At 71.5% G+C, this 14495-nt stretch carries 12 protein-coding genes; 10 read left to right on the forward strand and 2 right to left on the reverse strand.

Annotation, left to right across the window (positions count from 1 at the left end; genetic code table 11):
- Positions 1–154: 154 nt before the first annotated feature.
- Entirely contained in the window at positions 155–796 is a 642-nt protein-coding gene (locus tag ACFUO4_RS28960) for a TetR/AcrR family transcriptional regulator (protein WP_383490439.1), read from the forward strand.
- A gap of 154 nt (positions 797–950) precedes the next feature.
- Positions 951–2492, forward strand: coding sequence for an MFS transporter (locus ACFUO4_RS28965; RefSeq protein ID WP_383490442.1), 1542 nt, complete (start codon positions 951–953; stop codon positions 2490–2492).
- A 94-nt stretch (positions 2493–2586) separates the two neighbouring features.
- Here ACFUO4_RS28965 and ACFUO4_RS28970 read toward each other — a convergent pair whose 3' ends face one another.
- On the reverse strand, positions 2587–3078 hold the full coding sequence (locus tag ACFUO4_RS28970) for a MarR family winged helix-turn-helix transcriptional regulator (RefSeq protein WP_079310930.1): 492 nt from the start codon (positions 3076–3078) through the stop codon (positions 2587–2589).
- A gap of 181 nt (positions 3079–3259) precedes the next feature.
- Here ACFUO4_RS28970 and ACFUO4_RS28975 point away from each other — a divergent pair, with 181 nt between their 5' ends.
- The 3 genes from ACFUO4_RS28975 to ACFUO4_RS28985 all read left to right on the forward strand — a co-directional run bounded on the left by ACFUO4_RS28975 (position 3260) and on the right by ACFUO4_RS28985 (position 6715).
- Positions 3260–4027: a dioxygenase gene (locus ACFUO4_RS28975; RefSeq protein WP_383490749.1), complete on the forward strand. Its 768-nt coding sequence runs from the start codon at positions 3260–3262 to the stop codon at positions 4025–4027.
- 468 nt (positions 4028–4495) lie between these two features.
- A complete protein-coding gene (locus ACFUO4_RS28980) occupies positions 4496–5494 on the forward strand; it encodes an RNA polymerase sigma factor RpoD/SigA (RefSeq protein WP_079310932.1) in 999 nt (332 codons plus the stop codon).
- Positions 5495–6073: 579 nt separating this feature from the next.
- Positions 6074–6715, forward strand: a complete 642-nt coding sequence (locus ACFUO4_RS28985) for a TetR/AcrR family transcriptional regulator (protein ID WP_383490751.1) — start codon at positions 6074–6076, stop codon at positions 6713–6715.
- 60 nt (positions 6716–6775) lie between these two features.
- On the opposite strand, the gene ACFUO4_RS28990 is transcribed toward ACFUO4_RS28985, so the two are convergent.
- On the reverse strand, positions 6776–7741 hold the full coding sequence (locus ACFUO4_RS28990) for a helix-turn-helix transcriptional regulator (protein WP_383490444.1): 966 nt from the start codon (positions 7739–7741) through the stop codon (positions 6776–6778).
- Positions 7742–7803: 62 nt separating this feature from the next.
- Here ACFUO4_RS28990 and ACFUO4_RS28995 point away from each other — a divergent pair, with 62 nt between their 5' ends.
- From ACFUO4_RS28995 to ACFUO4_RS29015, 5 genes are all read left to right on the forward strand, one after another.
- The gene (locus ACFUO4_RS28995; RefSeq protein WP_383490445.1) at positions 7804–9366 is read left to right on the forward strand and encodes an MFS transporter; all 1563 of its coding nucleotides are present in this window, start codon (positions 7804–7806) and stop codon (positions 9364–9366) included.
- Between the two features lie 332 nt (positions 9367–9698).
- A complete protein-coding gene (locus tag ACFUO4_RS29000; RefSeq protein WP_059196035.1) occupies positions 9699–10460 on the forward strand; it encodes a DeoR/GlpR family DNA-binding transcription regulator in 762 nt (253 codons plus the stop codon).
- Complete coding sequence (pfkB, locus tag ACFUO4_RS29005) at positions 10457–11404, forward strand: 1-phosphofructokinase (RefSeq protein WP_383490447.1); 948 nt, start codon at positions 10457–10459, stop codon at positions 11402–11404. Before ACFUO4_RS29000 ends, pfkB begins: the two co-directional genes overlap by 4 nt.
- A 496-nt stretch (positions 11405–11900) precedes the next feature.
- Complete coding sequence (locus tag ACFUO4_RS29010; RefSeq protein ID WP_383490449.1) at positions 11901–14054, forward strand: fructose-specific PTS transporter subunit EIIC; 2154 nt, start codon at positions 11901–11903, stop codon at positions 14052–14054.
- A gap of 179 nt (positions 14055–14233) precedes the next feature.
- Positions 14234–14485, forward strand: a complete 252-nt coding sequence (locus ACFUO4_RS29015; RefSeq protein WP_383490451.1) for a hypothetical protein — start codon at positions 14234–14236, stop codon at positions 14483–14485.
- The last annotated feature ends 10 nt before the right edge of the window (positions 14486–14495 follow it).

Consider the following 14495-nt stretch of genomic DNA (forward strand, 5'->3'; position numbering starts at 1 on the left):
GACTCAGGTCACATCAAATCTTCCTCTCAACCCGAAATAACCGGGGAGCGTCTCCCCGTTTAGAAGGGTGTTCGCGTGAAACGGGGAGCACTTCCCCGGATCGCAAGAGCCAGCAGATCCAGCCGAAGCAACCCCCCACTCCGAGGAGTACGCCGTGACCGCGACCACTGTGCAGAAGAAGGTGACCCGGCCCCGCGCCGACGCCCTGCGCAACCGGGAGCGGATCGTCACCGCCGCCCGGGAGATGTTCACCGAGTTCGGCCCCGATGTGCCGCTCGACGAGATCGCCCGCCGCGCCGGCGTCGGCAACGCCACGGTGTACCGGAACTTCCCCGACCGCGACGCGCTGGTCCGCGAGGTCGTCTGCTCCGTCATGGACCGGACGTCCGAGGCGGCCGAGGTCGCGCTCGCCGCGACCGGGGACGCCTTCGAGGCGCTGGAGCGCTTCGTGCACGCGTCCGCCGACGAGCGGATCGCCGCCCTGTGCCCGATGGTGCAGAGCACCTTCGACCAGCACCACCCCGACCTGGTGGCGTCACGGGAACGGATCGAGCACCTCGTCGAGGAGCTCATGGACCGGGCCAGGAAGGCCGGCCAGCTCCGTGCCGACGTGAGTGTCGGTGACGTGATGGTCGCCGTGTCCCAGCTGTCCCGGCCCCCGGCCGGCACCGGCTGCGGCGTCGCCGACCGTTTCCTGCACCGCACGCTCCAGCTGTTCCTCGACGGATTGCGGGCCCCGGCCCGCTCCCTCCTGCCGGGCACGGCCCTGAGCATGGAGGACCTCCGCCGAGCCTGACCGATCAGTCCTGACCGACCGTCCTGAGCGATGAGTTCAGGGCGCCGCCGCAGTCCACATCCACATCACCACGACTCGTCCCGGCCGTCACCGATGACCGGCCGTCCCCTCACCACTCCTTTTTCCGTCACGCAGTCCCGAAGTGGGTACCCTCATGTCCGAAACAGCCTCCAAGGCTCCCGGCGCACCGGCCACGTCCGGTGACGCCAACCGCTGGAAGGCGCTCGTCTTCATCGCGCTCGCCCAGCTGATGGTCGTCCTCGACGCCACCATCGTGAACATCGCCCTGCCGTCGGCCCAGACCGACCTCGGCATCTCCGACGGCAACCGGCAGTGGGTCGTCACGGCCTACGCCCTCGCCTTCGGTGGCCTCCTCCTCTTCGGCGGCCGGATCGCCGACCTGTGGGGCCGCAAGAACGCCTTCGTCGTCGGCCTGATCGGCTTCGCCGCCGCCTCCGCGCTCGGCGGCGCGGCCCAGAACCAGGGCATGATGTTCGGCGCCCGCGCCCTCCAGGGTGTCTTCGGCGCGCTGCTCGCACCCGCCGCGCTCTCCCTGCTCGCCGTGATGTTCACGGACGCCAAGGAGCGCGCCAAGGCGTTCGGCATCTACGGTGCCATCGCCGGTGGTGGCGGTGCCGTCGGCTTCATCCTCGGCGGTGTGCTGACCGAGTACATGGACTGGCGCTGGACGTTCTTCGTCAACATCCCGTTCGCCATCGTCGCCGCGCTCGGCGCCTACTTCGTCATCCGTGAGCCCGAGGGCGGCCGCAACCGCAACCCGCTCGACATCCCCGGCGTCCTGCTCTCCACCCTGGGCCTGGTCGCGCTGGTCTACGGCTTCACCCGCGCCGAGTCCGACGGCTGGGGCGACTCCGTGACCGTGGGCATGTTCGTCGCCTCCGCGGTCCTGCTGATCGCCTTCGTCGTCACCGAGGCCAAGGTCAAGGCCCCGCTGCTGCCGCTGCGCGTGGTGACCGACCGCAACCGCGGCGGCATCTACCTCTCGCTCGGTATCGCGATCATCGCGATGTTCGGCACGTTCCTGTTCCTGACCTACTACCTCCAGGTCGTGAAGGGCTTCTCGCCGATCAAGACCGGCTTCGCGTTCATGCCGATGATCGTCGGCATGATGGTCGGCTCGACCCAGATCGGCACCCGTCTGATGACCCGGCTGCCGGCCCGCCTGCTGATGGGCCCCGGCTTCCTGGTCGCCGCGGTCGGCATGCTGCTGATGACGCAGCTGGAGATCGGCTCGTCGTACGCCTCGACGATCCTGCCCGCGATGCTGCTGCTCGGTCTCGGCATGGGTACGGCGTTCATGCCGGCCATGTCCCTGGCCACGCTGGGCGTCGAGCCCCGGGACGCCGGTGTCGCCTCCGCGATGGTCAACACCTCGCAGCAGGTGGGCGGCGCGATCGGTACGGCCCTGCTGAACACGATCGCCGCGTCCGCGACGACCGCGTACATCAAGGACCACATCGGTTCCGCGACCTCCAAGTCGCAGCAGCAGCTGGTCGCCCTCGAGGGCCAGGTGCACGGCTACACCAACGCGATCTGGTTCGCGGTCGGCATGCTGGTCCTCGCCGCGGTCATCGTGGTGACCCTGGTCAACGCCGACCGCCCGGACACGGGTGCCGTGGCCGGTTCCGGTGAGGGCGCCGAGGACGAGGTGCCGGTCCCGGTCGTCGCCCACTGACGACGACGACCGTCCGGTCGTACCCCTTCGTGCTCGTCGTACGTGCGGGGATGGGGACGCTCCGCACGTACGACCTCTGAGGACCTGTCCTGGCTCAGCGGAGCCAGGGCAGGTCCGCACCCGCTTCGTTGGGCTGGAGTCCCTCGGCGACGATCTCCATGATCTCGCCGAGGGACTTCTGCTGTTCCGGGGTGAGCCGCTCGAACAGTGCCTGGCGGACGGCGCCCACGTGGCCGGGGGCGGTGCGGCGCAGCACCTCGTGGCCGTCGTCGGTGAGGATCGCGAACTGGCCGCGCTTGTCGGAGGGGCAGTCCTCGCGGCGGACCCAGCCGTTCTTCTCCAGGCGTGCGATGGCGTGCGAGAGCCGGGAGCGGGTGATCTTCGCCTTCATCGCGAGCTCGGTCATCCGCAGCCGGCGCTGCGGCGCCTCGGCGAGGCCGACGAGCAGCCCGTAGTAGACGTGCGGCATGCCCGCGTCCCGCTGCAACTGGCGGTCGAGGTGGTCTTCGAGAAGGGTGGTGGCGTGCAGGTAGGAGCGCCAGATGCGCTGTTCCTCGGCGGTGAGCCAGACGGGTTCTTCGGCCATGTCTTCCACTGTACGAGACGGCTCCTTGAAAGTTAAACAAGTTGGAGGTAGGTTCAGGGGACCAGAAGTTTTAGACTTCAAGTAAAGATCGCAAAACTGTGTTCATGTAACACCTTTCGGAGGGAGCAGCGCCATGCCGGCCGCAACCCAGGACGCAAGCCACAAGGCGACCAGGGAGCGTATGCCCGCGCTCTACCTCAGCCACGGCGCTCCGCCGCTCGCCGACGACCCGGTCTGGCCCGGTGAACTCGCCGCCTGGTCCGCGGACCTCCCGCGCCCCAAGGCGATCCTCATGGTCTCCGCCCACTGGGAAGAAGCCCCGCTCGCCCTCGGCGCGGTCGAGACGATCCCCCTCGTCTACGACTTCTGGGGCTTCCCCGAGCACTACTACCAGGTGCAGTACGCCGCCCCCGGCGCGCCCGCGCTCGCCGAGTCCGTGCGCAAGCTGCTGCGCGCCCCCGGCACCCCCGTCCAGGACATCCCCGACCGCGGCCTCGACCACGGCGCCTACGTCCCGCTCGTCGAGATGTTCCCCGAGGCCGACATCCCCGTCCTGCAGATCTCCATGCCGACCCTCGACCCCGTCAGGCTCATGGAGATCGGCCGCAAGCTCGCACCGCTGCGCGACGAGGGCGTCCTGATCGTCGGCTCCGGCTTCTTCACCCACAACCTCGCCGCGCTCCGCCACACCGGCGGGGGAGTGCCGACCTGGTCCTCCGAGTTCGACGACTGGGGCCGCCGGGCCCTGGAGGCGCGCGACTGGGACGGCCTGCTCGACTTCCTGCACAAGGCCCCGGCCGGTCGCTACGCCCACCCGCGCACCGAGCACTTCGCACCCCTCTTCGTGACGATGGGCGCCGCCGAGGTCTCCGGCGAGCTGGACGCGCAGAAGTCGGTGATCGACGGCTTCTGGATGGGGATGGCCAAGCGGTCGGTGCAGTTCGGCTGAGCCGCCCCGCCGCGCGCACGGGCTGTAAGGGCTGGATGTGGTGTCGCTGTGAATTCCCTGGGAGTCCGCTGACCTGGCAACCATCAAGGGGCGTCGGCCGTCTTCTGGGGCAGAGGGCGGCCGGGGACGGCGGCCTTCGCGGGGGAGTGGGAGCGCGTCCGGGTGTGACGGGCGTCTCGCGACGCGGAGGTGGGAGGGGTTCATGAGAAGCCCGGGATCGGTCTCGACTCACGGCCTGACCTGCACCTCTGCCGGGCCGCTCGGCGCCTCCGCGGACCGTGTGGCCGCGCAGGATACTGCATGATCAGAAAAATAGGGGGACGGGTTGGGAATTCTGTCCTGATTCCAGTCGTTGTTTCCTTCGGAAGCAGGGCACCCGAGGAGAGTCCGGACCGGACAGTGCCGGACCGTATCGGGACCAGGCCTCCAAGGACCACCCGCCAGCCCACATCGCAAGGGAGCACACGCATGGCAACCCGTGCCGTCGCCCGTCGTCAGTCCGCCTCCGGCGAGGCCGTCGACAAGGCACGCAGCGTTCGCGCCCACGCCGGCGAGATCGCCGACCGCGACCTGGTCGGCATGTACCTCGACGAGATCGCGCGCACGCCGCTGCTCGACGCCGCCAAGGAAGTCGAGTTGTCCCAGATGATCGAAGCGGGTGTGTTCGCGCGGCAGGTCCTCGACGGGTACGAGGAGTCCAGGGCGGACGCCACCCGTGAGGAGCTCGAGGCGCTGGTCGCCGAGGCCGAGCGGGCCAAGGACATCTTCATCCGGTCCAACCTCCGCCTGGTGGTCGCGGTGGCCCGCCGCTACCCCCGCAGCGGCCTCCCCCTGCTCGACCTGATCCAGGAGGGCAACGCGGGCCTGGTGCGCGCGGTGGAGAAGTTCGACTACCGCAAGGGCTTCAAGTTCTCGACGTACGCGACCTGGTGGATCCGGCAGGCCATCACCCGCTCGATAGCCGACCAGTCGCGCACCATCCGGCTCCCCGTCCACCTCGTCGAGGAACTCGGCCGCATCCGCCGTGTCCAGCGCGAGTTCAACCGGGAGAACGGCCGCGACCCGGAGCCCGCCGAGATCGCCAAGGAGCTCGGCTCCACCCCCGAGCGTGTGACCGACGTCCTGGACTGGGCCCGCGACCCGGTCTCGCTGAACATGTCGGTGGACGACGACGGCGACACCCAGTTCGGCGACCTGCTGGAGGACACCTCCGCGGTGTCGCCCGAGCAGTCCGTCCTGACGCTGCTGCGCAGCGAGGAACTGGACGGCCTGATCGGCCGCCTCGACCAGCGCACGGCCTCCATCATCAAGATGCGGTACGGCATCGAGGACGGCCGGGAGCGCACGCTCACCGAGGTCGGCAAGGAGCACGGCCTGACGCGCGAGCGCATCCGCCAGATCGAGAAGCACGCCCTGCTGGAACTGAAGAAGCTGGCCCGGGACACCGGGTTCGACGCGGCCGCATAAGGCTGCCCCCGGCGCGCGTGTGCCCGCGTGCGCCGGGTGTCTCAAGGCGGCGCAAACATGGCGGAGTTGGGCCGCTTCAACAGGCAGGACCCTGGGAACAACCTTTCAGGGCCCATGAGTTCGAACACATGAAGCAAGCTCCGGGCAAGCGCCTGAGCTTCACGAGCCAAGTCCCGACGCACTCCCCCCGGCGCCGGGACTCTCCCGAGAGCCGGACTCCGGCGCCCTCCCCCCGGGTGCTGGGGTCCGGCTCTGCCTTGTGGCCGCCCCACGAGGCTCGCGGGGCCCGGAGGACAGATGGGCTGACGGGCTGACGGCAGGGCATGCCGGACGGCAAGGCATGCTGGACGGCGGGCCACCCCGTACCTGAACCCCGGGGTGGCCCGCCGGATGGCAGATTGTGTCACATGGGCATAGCCTGCCGATGTGAGCAGCCCCACCCCAGCACCGCGTTCCACCTCCCGGTCCGCCTCCAGGTCCGCCTCTGGTTCCACCTCCCGGTCCGCCTCCGGTTCCACCTCCCGGTCCTCCCGGTCCGTGTCGGCCTCGCTGACCGAGCGACGAAAAGCCGAGACGCGGATGGAGATCGCCAAGGCGGCGGCAGGGCTCTTCGTCAGTCGCGGGCTGCGCGCCACACGCGCCGAGGACATCGCCCAGGCCGCGGGAATCGCGCCGCGCACCTTCTACCGCTACTTCGCGACCAAGGAAGAGGCCGTCGCCCCGCTCTACGCGGCAGGCGCCCAGCGCTGGGCGGAAGCGGTACGGGAGGCACCGGCGGAACTGTCCGTGCCGGAGGCCCTGGAACACGCGGTACGGCACACGCTGACACCGGGCGCCGGCGTCTCCGCCGCGTCCTGGGAATGGGTCCGCACGCTGATCCGCCTCGCGGACTCCAGCCCGGCGCTGGGGAAGGTGTGGGCGGAGGTGTGCCGGGATTCGGAGCGGGTGCTGGGGGAGGTGCTGGCGGAACGGGTGGCGCGGGAGCCTCACCGTACCGACAACGTTGCCGCCCCCGTCGACAGCGTCGCCACTGTCGACAGCGTCGCCACCGTTGTCGCCGCTGAGCTGCGGTTCGCCGCGGCGGTCGCGAGCGCGGCGGTGCGGACGGCGGTGGAGGCATGGGTGGCCGGCGACGCGCGGGCGAGCGGCCCGGGGGGTCCGGCGGAGTTGGCGTTGCGGAATCTGGGGGTGTTGGAGGGGTTTCCCTGGGAGGCGGGGTAGCGACGGGCGGGGCCGCCGTCTCCGCCTCGGCTCGGGGCGTGGCACCCGGCGTCGTACACCTCACCCACCCGCGGCCCGGACCAGCCGATCCCCCAACCCCCGTACACACTCCACCAGTTCCCCCGGCGACTCCACCGTGAAGTCGACCCCCGTCATCGCCAGCCGAACGGCCAGCCACTCCACCGCGTCACCCGACTCCCCCCGCAGCCGGCAGTGCCCCTCACCCACCGCCTCCGGCACCCCCACCCACGTCGGTACGCGCGCCGCGACCACCTCCGCCGGGGCGGCGAACGTGACGGCGAACTCGTACGTCTCCTGCCGCCGGTACATCGACTGCCGCAGGTACTCCGCCGCACTCCCCGTGGGCAACTCCCGCGGAGCGAACCGCGCCCCCGTCGCGAACGGCTCGCTCACCCGGTCGACCCGGAACGTACGCCAGTCCTCGCGGTCGAGGTCGTACGCCACGAGGTACCACCGCCGCCCGGTGGAGACCAGCCGATACGGCTCCACGACCCGTCGCGATCCGGTCCCGTCCTTCGTGCGGTAGGCGAACCGCAGCCGCTCGTGCCCCGCGACGGTCGATGCCATGACCGTCAGCGTCTCGGGCGCGATGCTCGCCCCGTCCCCGCTGGTCAGTGGAGTCGTCGCGGCCTGGAGCGTGGCGACCCGGTGCCGCAGCCGGGAGGGCAGCACCTGCTCCAGCTTGGCCAGCGCCCGCACCGACGCCTCGTCGACCCCCTCGACCGCGTGTCCGGCGCCCGCCCGCAGTCCGACCGCGATGGCGACCGCCTCCTCGTCGTCGAGGACGAGCGGCGGCATCGCCTTGCCCGCGACGAGCCGGTAGCCGCCGTCGGACCCCTTGCTGGCCTGCACGGGATAGCCCAGCTCCCGCAGCCGGTCGATGTCACGCCGGACGGTACGGCGGGACACCCCGAGCCGGTCGGCGAGCTCGCCGCCGGGCCATTCCCGCGGGGTCTGGAGGAGGGAGAGGAGCTGGAGAAGCCGGGCCGGAGTATCCGTCGTCATGAGTTCGAGGATGCCGTAGATCTAGGACACGATCTGACCTAATGGGGTCTTAGCTTAAGAACATGACCTCCACCGAAACCGTGGTTTCCACGCCGACGTCCGTGCCCACGCCGACGTCCTCGCCTGTATCGGCGTCCTCGCCCGCGCCGGCGTCCTCGCCCGTGGCGGCGCCCGACCGGCGTCGCTGGCTCGCCCTCGCGATCGTGATGACCGCGGCCTTCATGGACCTCGTCGACGTCACGATCGTCAACATCGCCATCCCGTCCATCCAGGCCGAGGCGGGCGCGAGCGTCAGCCAGATCCAGTGGATAACGGCCGGCTACGCCCTCGCCTTCGCCGCGGGCCTGATCACCGGCGGACGCCTCGGCGACATCCACGGCCGCAAGCGGCTGTTCCTCATCGGCATCGGCGGCTTCACGCTCGCCTCCGCGCTGTGCGGCCTCGCCGCGAACCCGGAGATGCTGGTCGCCTCCCGGTTCCTGCAGGGCGGCATGGCGGCGCTGATGGTGCCGCAGGTGCTGTCGATCGTGCACGCGACCTTCCCGGCGGAGGAGCGCGGCAAGGTCTTCGGCCTGTTCGGCGCGATCGTCGGCCTGGGCGCGGTGTCCGGCCCGCTGCTGGGTGCGCTGCTGACGGAGTGGAACCTCTTCGGCCTGGAATGGCGCCCGATCTTCCTCATCAACCTTCCGGTCGGCATCGCGGGCCTGATCCTCGGCAGCCGCTACATCACCGAGTCCAAGGCCCCGCGCGCCCTGAAGCTCGACCTGGTCGGCGTCGCCCTGGTGACCCTGGGCCTGCTCATGCTGCTCTACCCGCTGACCCGCGGCCGTGAGCTGGGCTGGCCGCTGTGGGGGTACGTGTCGATGGCCGGCTCGCTCGCCGTCCTCGCCGCGCTGGTGACGTACGAGAAGCGCAAGACCGCCCGTGACGGGTCCCCGCTGATCGAGCTGTCCCTGTTCCGCGTGAAGAGCTTCGCCGCGGGCGTCGCCGTCCAGACCGTCTTCGGCATCGGGCTCGGCATCTTCTTCCTGGTGTGGACGCTGTACATGCAGGTCGGACTGGGCTGGCGGCCGCTCAAGGCGGGCCTGACCGGGGTGCCGTTCTCGATCGCCGTCTCCACCGCGGCGGGCCTGTCGGTGCAGAAGCTGGTCCCGCGCGTGGGAGGCCGTACGGTCCTGCAGTCCGGCGCGCTGACCATGGTCGCGGGTGTCCTGATCTACCTCTGGGAGGCCGGGCGGTACGGCACCGCCATCGCCCCCTGGCAGATGGCCCTCCCGCTGGTCGTGATGGGCCTCGGCATGGGCCTGATCTTCGCCCCGCTGACGGACATGGTGCTGTCGGGCGTACCGCGCGAGCACGCGGGCTCGGCGTCCGGCCTCATCAACACCGTGCAGCAGATGGGCAACGCGCTCGGGCTCGGCCTGGTCTCGGTCGTCTTCTTCAACGAGATCCCGGACGTGCTGCGCCGCGAGCAGGTGGGCCCGGTCTTCGTGGACGCCTTCCAGCACGCGCTGGGCTGGGTCGCGGCGATCATGGCCCTGATCTTCCTGCTGATGTTCGCGCTGCCCAAGCGGGGGGCGCAGCATCTGGAGGGGGCGGGGGAGGAGGAGCCCGAGCTCGTCTGACCCTGGAAGGTGGAGAAAGGCCCGGCGCCCTGTGTGCGCCGGGCCTTCCGCGTCTCTGGTCCGGGTCTTCCGCGTCTCTGGTCCGGGCCTTCCGTCTCTCTGGTCCGGGCCTCCGTCTCTCTCTGGTCCGGGCCTTCCGTATGCCGTCACCTGGTCGGAGGGCCTGTCCGGACCCGATCCGGACAGAGCCGGAAGTCCGTTCATGCCCGAATAAGGCCCGAACCTGTTTACTTTCCGGAAATCCGGGCGTAGCCTCCCAGCGAAACCACAAGTTCGGGCACTGGCCGGACATGGCCAGGCATGGCCAGACATCGAGTCGGAGGCGAGCGGACATGTACGCACCGGAGCGGCAGCAGGAGATCCTCCGGCTCGCGCGTGACGGCGGGCGAGTGGACGTGGTGTCGCTGGCCGAGGAGTTCCAGGTCACCGCGGAGACGATCCGCCGGGACCTCAAGGCCCTCGACCGCGCCGGCCTGCTGCGCCGGGTGCACGGCGGTGCCATCCCGGCCGGGCGCCTCGACTTCGAGCCGGACCTCGCCGAGCGCGAGACGACGGCGGCCGACGAGAAGGACCACATCGCCAAGGCGGCCGTCGCCGAACTGCCGACCGAGGGCACCCTGATCCTCGACGCCGGCACCACGGTCGCCCGCCTCGCCGGCGCCATCCCGCTGGAGGCCGCGCTCACCGTCGTCACGCACAGCCTGCCGATCGCGGCCCGCCTCGCGGACCACCCCGGCATCCAGCTCCACCTCGTCGGAGGGCGCGTACGACACCGCACGCGCGCCGCCGTCGACGCCTGGGCGCTCCGCGCGTACGGCGAAATCCGGGCCGACGTCCTCTTTGTGGCGGCCAACGGCTTCTCCGCCGACCATGGCCTGACCACCCCCGACCTCGCCGAGGCCGCGGTGAAGCGGGCGGCGATCGCCGCCGCCCGCCGGGTCGTGCTGCTCGCCGACTCCTCCAAGCACGGCCAGGAGCACTTCGCCCGCTTCGGCGACCTGAGCGACGTGGACCTGCTGATCACCGACAGCGGGCTGAGCCCCGAAGACGCCACCGCCATCGAGCGCGGCGGCACGGAAGTAGTGCGCGCATGATCCTCACCGTCACCCCGAACCCGTCCCTCGACCGCACCTACGAGGTTCCCGCACTGGAGCGCGGCGAGGTCATCCGCGCCACCGGCGAACGCATGGACCCGGGCGGCAAGGGCGTGAACGTCTCGCGCGCCGTGGCGGCCGCGGGCCGGCGCACGGTCGCGGTCCTGCCCCTGGGTGGTGCGCCGGGGGCGCTCGTGGCGGATCTGCTCGACGCGCAGGGCATCGAGGTCGCGCCGGTCCCGGTCGCGGGCGCCACCCGCTCCAACATCGCGCTGGCCGAGTCCGACGGCGTACTGACGAAGATCAACGCGCCGGGTCCCGAGCTGTCGGAGGAGGAGCAGGAGCTGCTCTTGGAGACGGTGCGGGCGCAGTCGCGGGACGCGGACTGGATCGCGTGCTGCGGGAGCCTGCCGCGGGGGCTCGCGCCCTCGTGGTACGCCGATGTCGTCGCGCGGGCGCACGCCGGGGGCGCGCGCATCGCGCTGGACACCTCGGGGCGTGCGCTCCTGGAGGCGCTGCGCGAACGCCCCGACGTGGTGAAGCCGAACGCCGAGGAGCTCGCGGAAGCCGTCGGGCGCCCCCTGTCCACGGTGGGCGACGCCGTGAAGGCGGCCGAGGAGTTGCGCGAGATGGGCGCACGCGCCGTGCTCGCGAGCCTGGGCGCCGACGGGCAGCTCCTCGTGGACGGCTCGGGCACCTGGTTCGCGAGCGCCCGCGTGGACGTCGTCCGCAGCAACGTGGGCGCCGGCGACTCCTCCCTCGCCGGCTTCCTCATCGCCGGCGGCAGCGGCCCGGAGGCCCTCGCCTCGGCGGTCGCCCACGGCGCCGCCGCCGTACAACTCCCCGGCAGCGTCATGCCGACCCCGTCCGACCTGGACCCGGCCGCGGTGACGGTGACGGCGGAAGTACCGGCGGACCGCGTACTGAAGGAGCCGGTGTCATGACGGGCCGTGTCGCTCCTACGAGGGCGAGGGCGCCGGAGGCGCGCGGCTCGGCCTCTGCTTCTAGCACGGCGGGGGCGCCGGAGACATACGGCTCTGGCTGCGTCTCCAGGGCGCTGAGGGCGCCGGGGGCACACGACTTCACGGCTGCCGCTACGGCGGTGGGGGCGCCGGAGGCACAGGACTTCACCTCTGTCGCTGCGGCGCCGGCGGCGCCCCGCCCGGATCGCTCGGCGCCGTCCACGCCCCCGGCACTCCCCGGTGGACCGGCCATGAAGCGGCGAGGCTCCCCATTACTCGTCGCGGCCTGCGGGCAGCAGGGCCACCTGAGCCGCCCTGCCGCCCGGTGGGGGCGGGGCTTCCCCGGCCTTGCCCCCACCACCCCGGAGCTCACTCCCGAGCTCACCCCCATGACCCCCCACCGCACCCCCGTCCCCACCTCTGTCCCCGCCCCCGCCCACTCCACTCCCCGGGCGATACGCGTGCGAAGGAGCCCGCGATGAGCGACATGATCACCGCGGACCTGGTCGATCTCGACCTGTCCGCCGACACCAAGGAAGCGGCGGCGCGTGCCCTCGCCGAGCGCATGGTGGCCCTGGGCCGGGTGACCGACCTGGACGGCTTCCTCGCCGACGTGGCCGCCCGCGAGGCCCAGATGCCGACCGGCCTCGACGGCGGCATCGGCATCCCGCACTGCCGCAGCGCGCACGTCACCGAGCCGACGCTCGCCTTCGGGCGCAGCGCCGCCGGGATCGACTTCGGCGCGGCGGACGGCCCCGCCGACCTGATCTTCCTCATCGCCGCACCGGCCGGCGCAGACGACGCCCATCTGACGATCCTGTCGTCGCTGGCGCGGCAGCTGATGAACACGGAGTTCACCGACGCACTGCGCGCGGCGGGCGACGCGGCGGCTGCGGCGGCGCTCATTCGCGGGGACGCGCCGGAGGCGGACGCGTCGGGCTCATCCGCGAGCGCATCCGCAGGCGCATCCGCGGGCACCTCTGCGGGTGCCTCTTCCGACTCCGTGGCGGGGTCGGCGGCGGCCTCCGCCGACCCCGCCACGGGAACCACGGCCCCGGCGCCGGACGGCGCGACCGCTCCGGCGCCGGGCGCCACGGACGCGAGCGGGGCGGACGCCGCCGACGCGCGCCCCTTCCGTATCGTCGCCGTCACCTCCTGCCCGACCGGCATCGCCCACACCTACATGGCGGCCGAGTCCCTGGAGAACGCGGGCCGTGAGGCGGGTGTCGAACTCGTCGTCGAGACGCAGGGCTCGGCCGGCTTCACCCGGCTCGACCCGGCTGTCATCCAGGCGGCGGACGGCGTGATCTTCGCCCACGACGTCCCCGTACGCGACAAGGACCGCTTCGCCGGCAAGCCGACCGTCGACGTCGGCGTGAAGGCGGGCATCAACCGCCCCGCCGAGCTCATCACCGAGGTGCGCGGCAAGGCGGCGCGCGGTGAGGTCACGGGCGCCCCCGGGACCGGTTCCACGCCGGTCGAGCGCGCGGGCGACGCCGGCGACAGCTACGGCACCAAGCTCCGCAAGTGGCTGATGACGGGCGTGAGCTACATGGTCCCGTTCGTCGCGGCCGGCGGTCTGCTGATCGCCCTCGGCTTCGCGATCGGCGGCTACCAGATCAACGAGGCGAAGCCGGTCATGGACCACTTCGACTGGGGCCAGGTCGACAGCTGGGGCGCCCTGCTCTTCCAGATCGGCGGCGTTGCCTTCGGCTTCCTGATCCCCGTCCTCGCCGGCTACATCGCCTACGGCATGGCCGACCGCCCCGGCCTCGTGCCCGGCTTCGTCGGCGGCATGATCTCCGTCAACATCGCCGCCGGCTTCCTCGGCGGTCTGGTCGCCGGTCTGCTGGCCGGTGGCGTCGTCCTCGCCATCCAGAAGATCAAGATCCCACCGGTGCTGCGCGGCATCATGCCGGTGGTGGTGATCCCGCTGATCTCGTCGATCGTCGTCGGCTTCCTGATGTTCATCGTGATCGGCAAGCCGATCGCCAACGCGCAGGAGGCTATGACCGACTGGCTCAACGGCCTCTCCGGCACCAACGCCATCCTCCTCGGCATCCTCCTCGGCCTGATGATGTGCTTCGACCTGGGCGGACCGGTCAACAAGGTCGCCTACGCCTTCGCCACCGCCGGCATCGCCGTGCAGGACCCGAGCGACTCCGCGATGAAGGTCATGGCCGCCGTGATGGCCGCCGGCATGGTGCCCCCGCTGGGCATGGCCCTCGCCACCACCGTCCGCAAGAAGCTGTTCACCGAGACCGAGCGCGAGAACGGCAAGGCGGCCTGGGTCCTCGGCGCCTCCTTCATCTCCGAGGGCGCCATCCCGTTCGCCGCGGCCGACCCGCTGCGCGTCATCCCCGCCTCCATGGCGGGCGGCGCGGTCACCGGCGCGCTGACCATGGCCTTCGGCTCCACCCTGCGCGCCCCGCACGGCGGCATCTGGGTCACCTTCCTCATCGGCAAGCCGTTCCTGTACCTGCTGGCCATCGCGGTCGGCACGGCCGTCACGGCGGGCCTGGTGATCCTCCTCAAGGGCCTGCGCAAGACGGCCCCGGGAGGCGCGGCCCCCGCCTCCGGCGACCCCGCGTCCGCTCCGGCGGCCGAGCAGAAGCAGCCGGTGGCGGCGTAACGGAGGCACCGGCACTCACGGCGGTCGGCCGCAGCCCTGGCGGGACGGGGCTGCGGCCGACCGCAGCCGTTTACGCCCTGCCGCATGTCCCTTTGGGGTGCTGTGAGTTGTTCACGGCACCTGCGAGATACGTCACGGTCCGGGACCAAAGTCCCGGACCGTGGTGTCTACTGGGGCGCATGCCTGAGCACGTCTCGATCTTCCAGCTCGCGGGCATGGCCGTCCTCGCCCTGGCGACCGTCGTCTGGGCGATCGGCCTGACCCGAGTCCTGCGCCGCGGCCGCGCGGCCGCCCTGTGGGGGCCCGCCCGCCCCGCCCAGGGCCTTCCGTACCAGCGGCAGACCGGCCCCGACCTGGAGGCCGTCCAGCTGACCCCAGCGGAACGAGACGCCTTCGCGGGGCTGGTACGACAGCTCAGCGACGGCCGCTGACGCCCTCGCG

This window comes from Streptomyces sp. NPDC057280, from assembly GCF_042668605.1.
GTDB lineage: Bacteria > Actinomycetota > Actinomycetes > Streptomycetales > Streptomycetaceae > Streptomyces.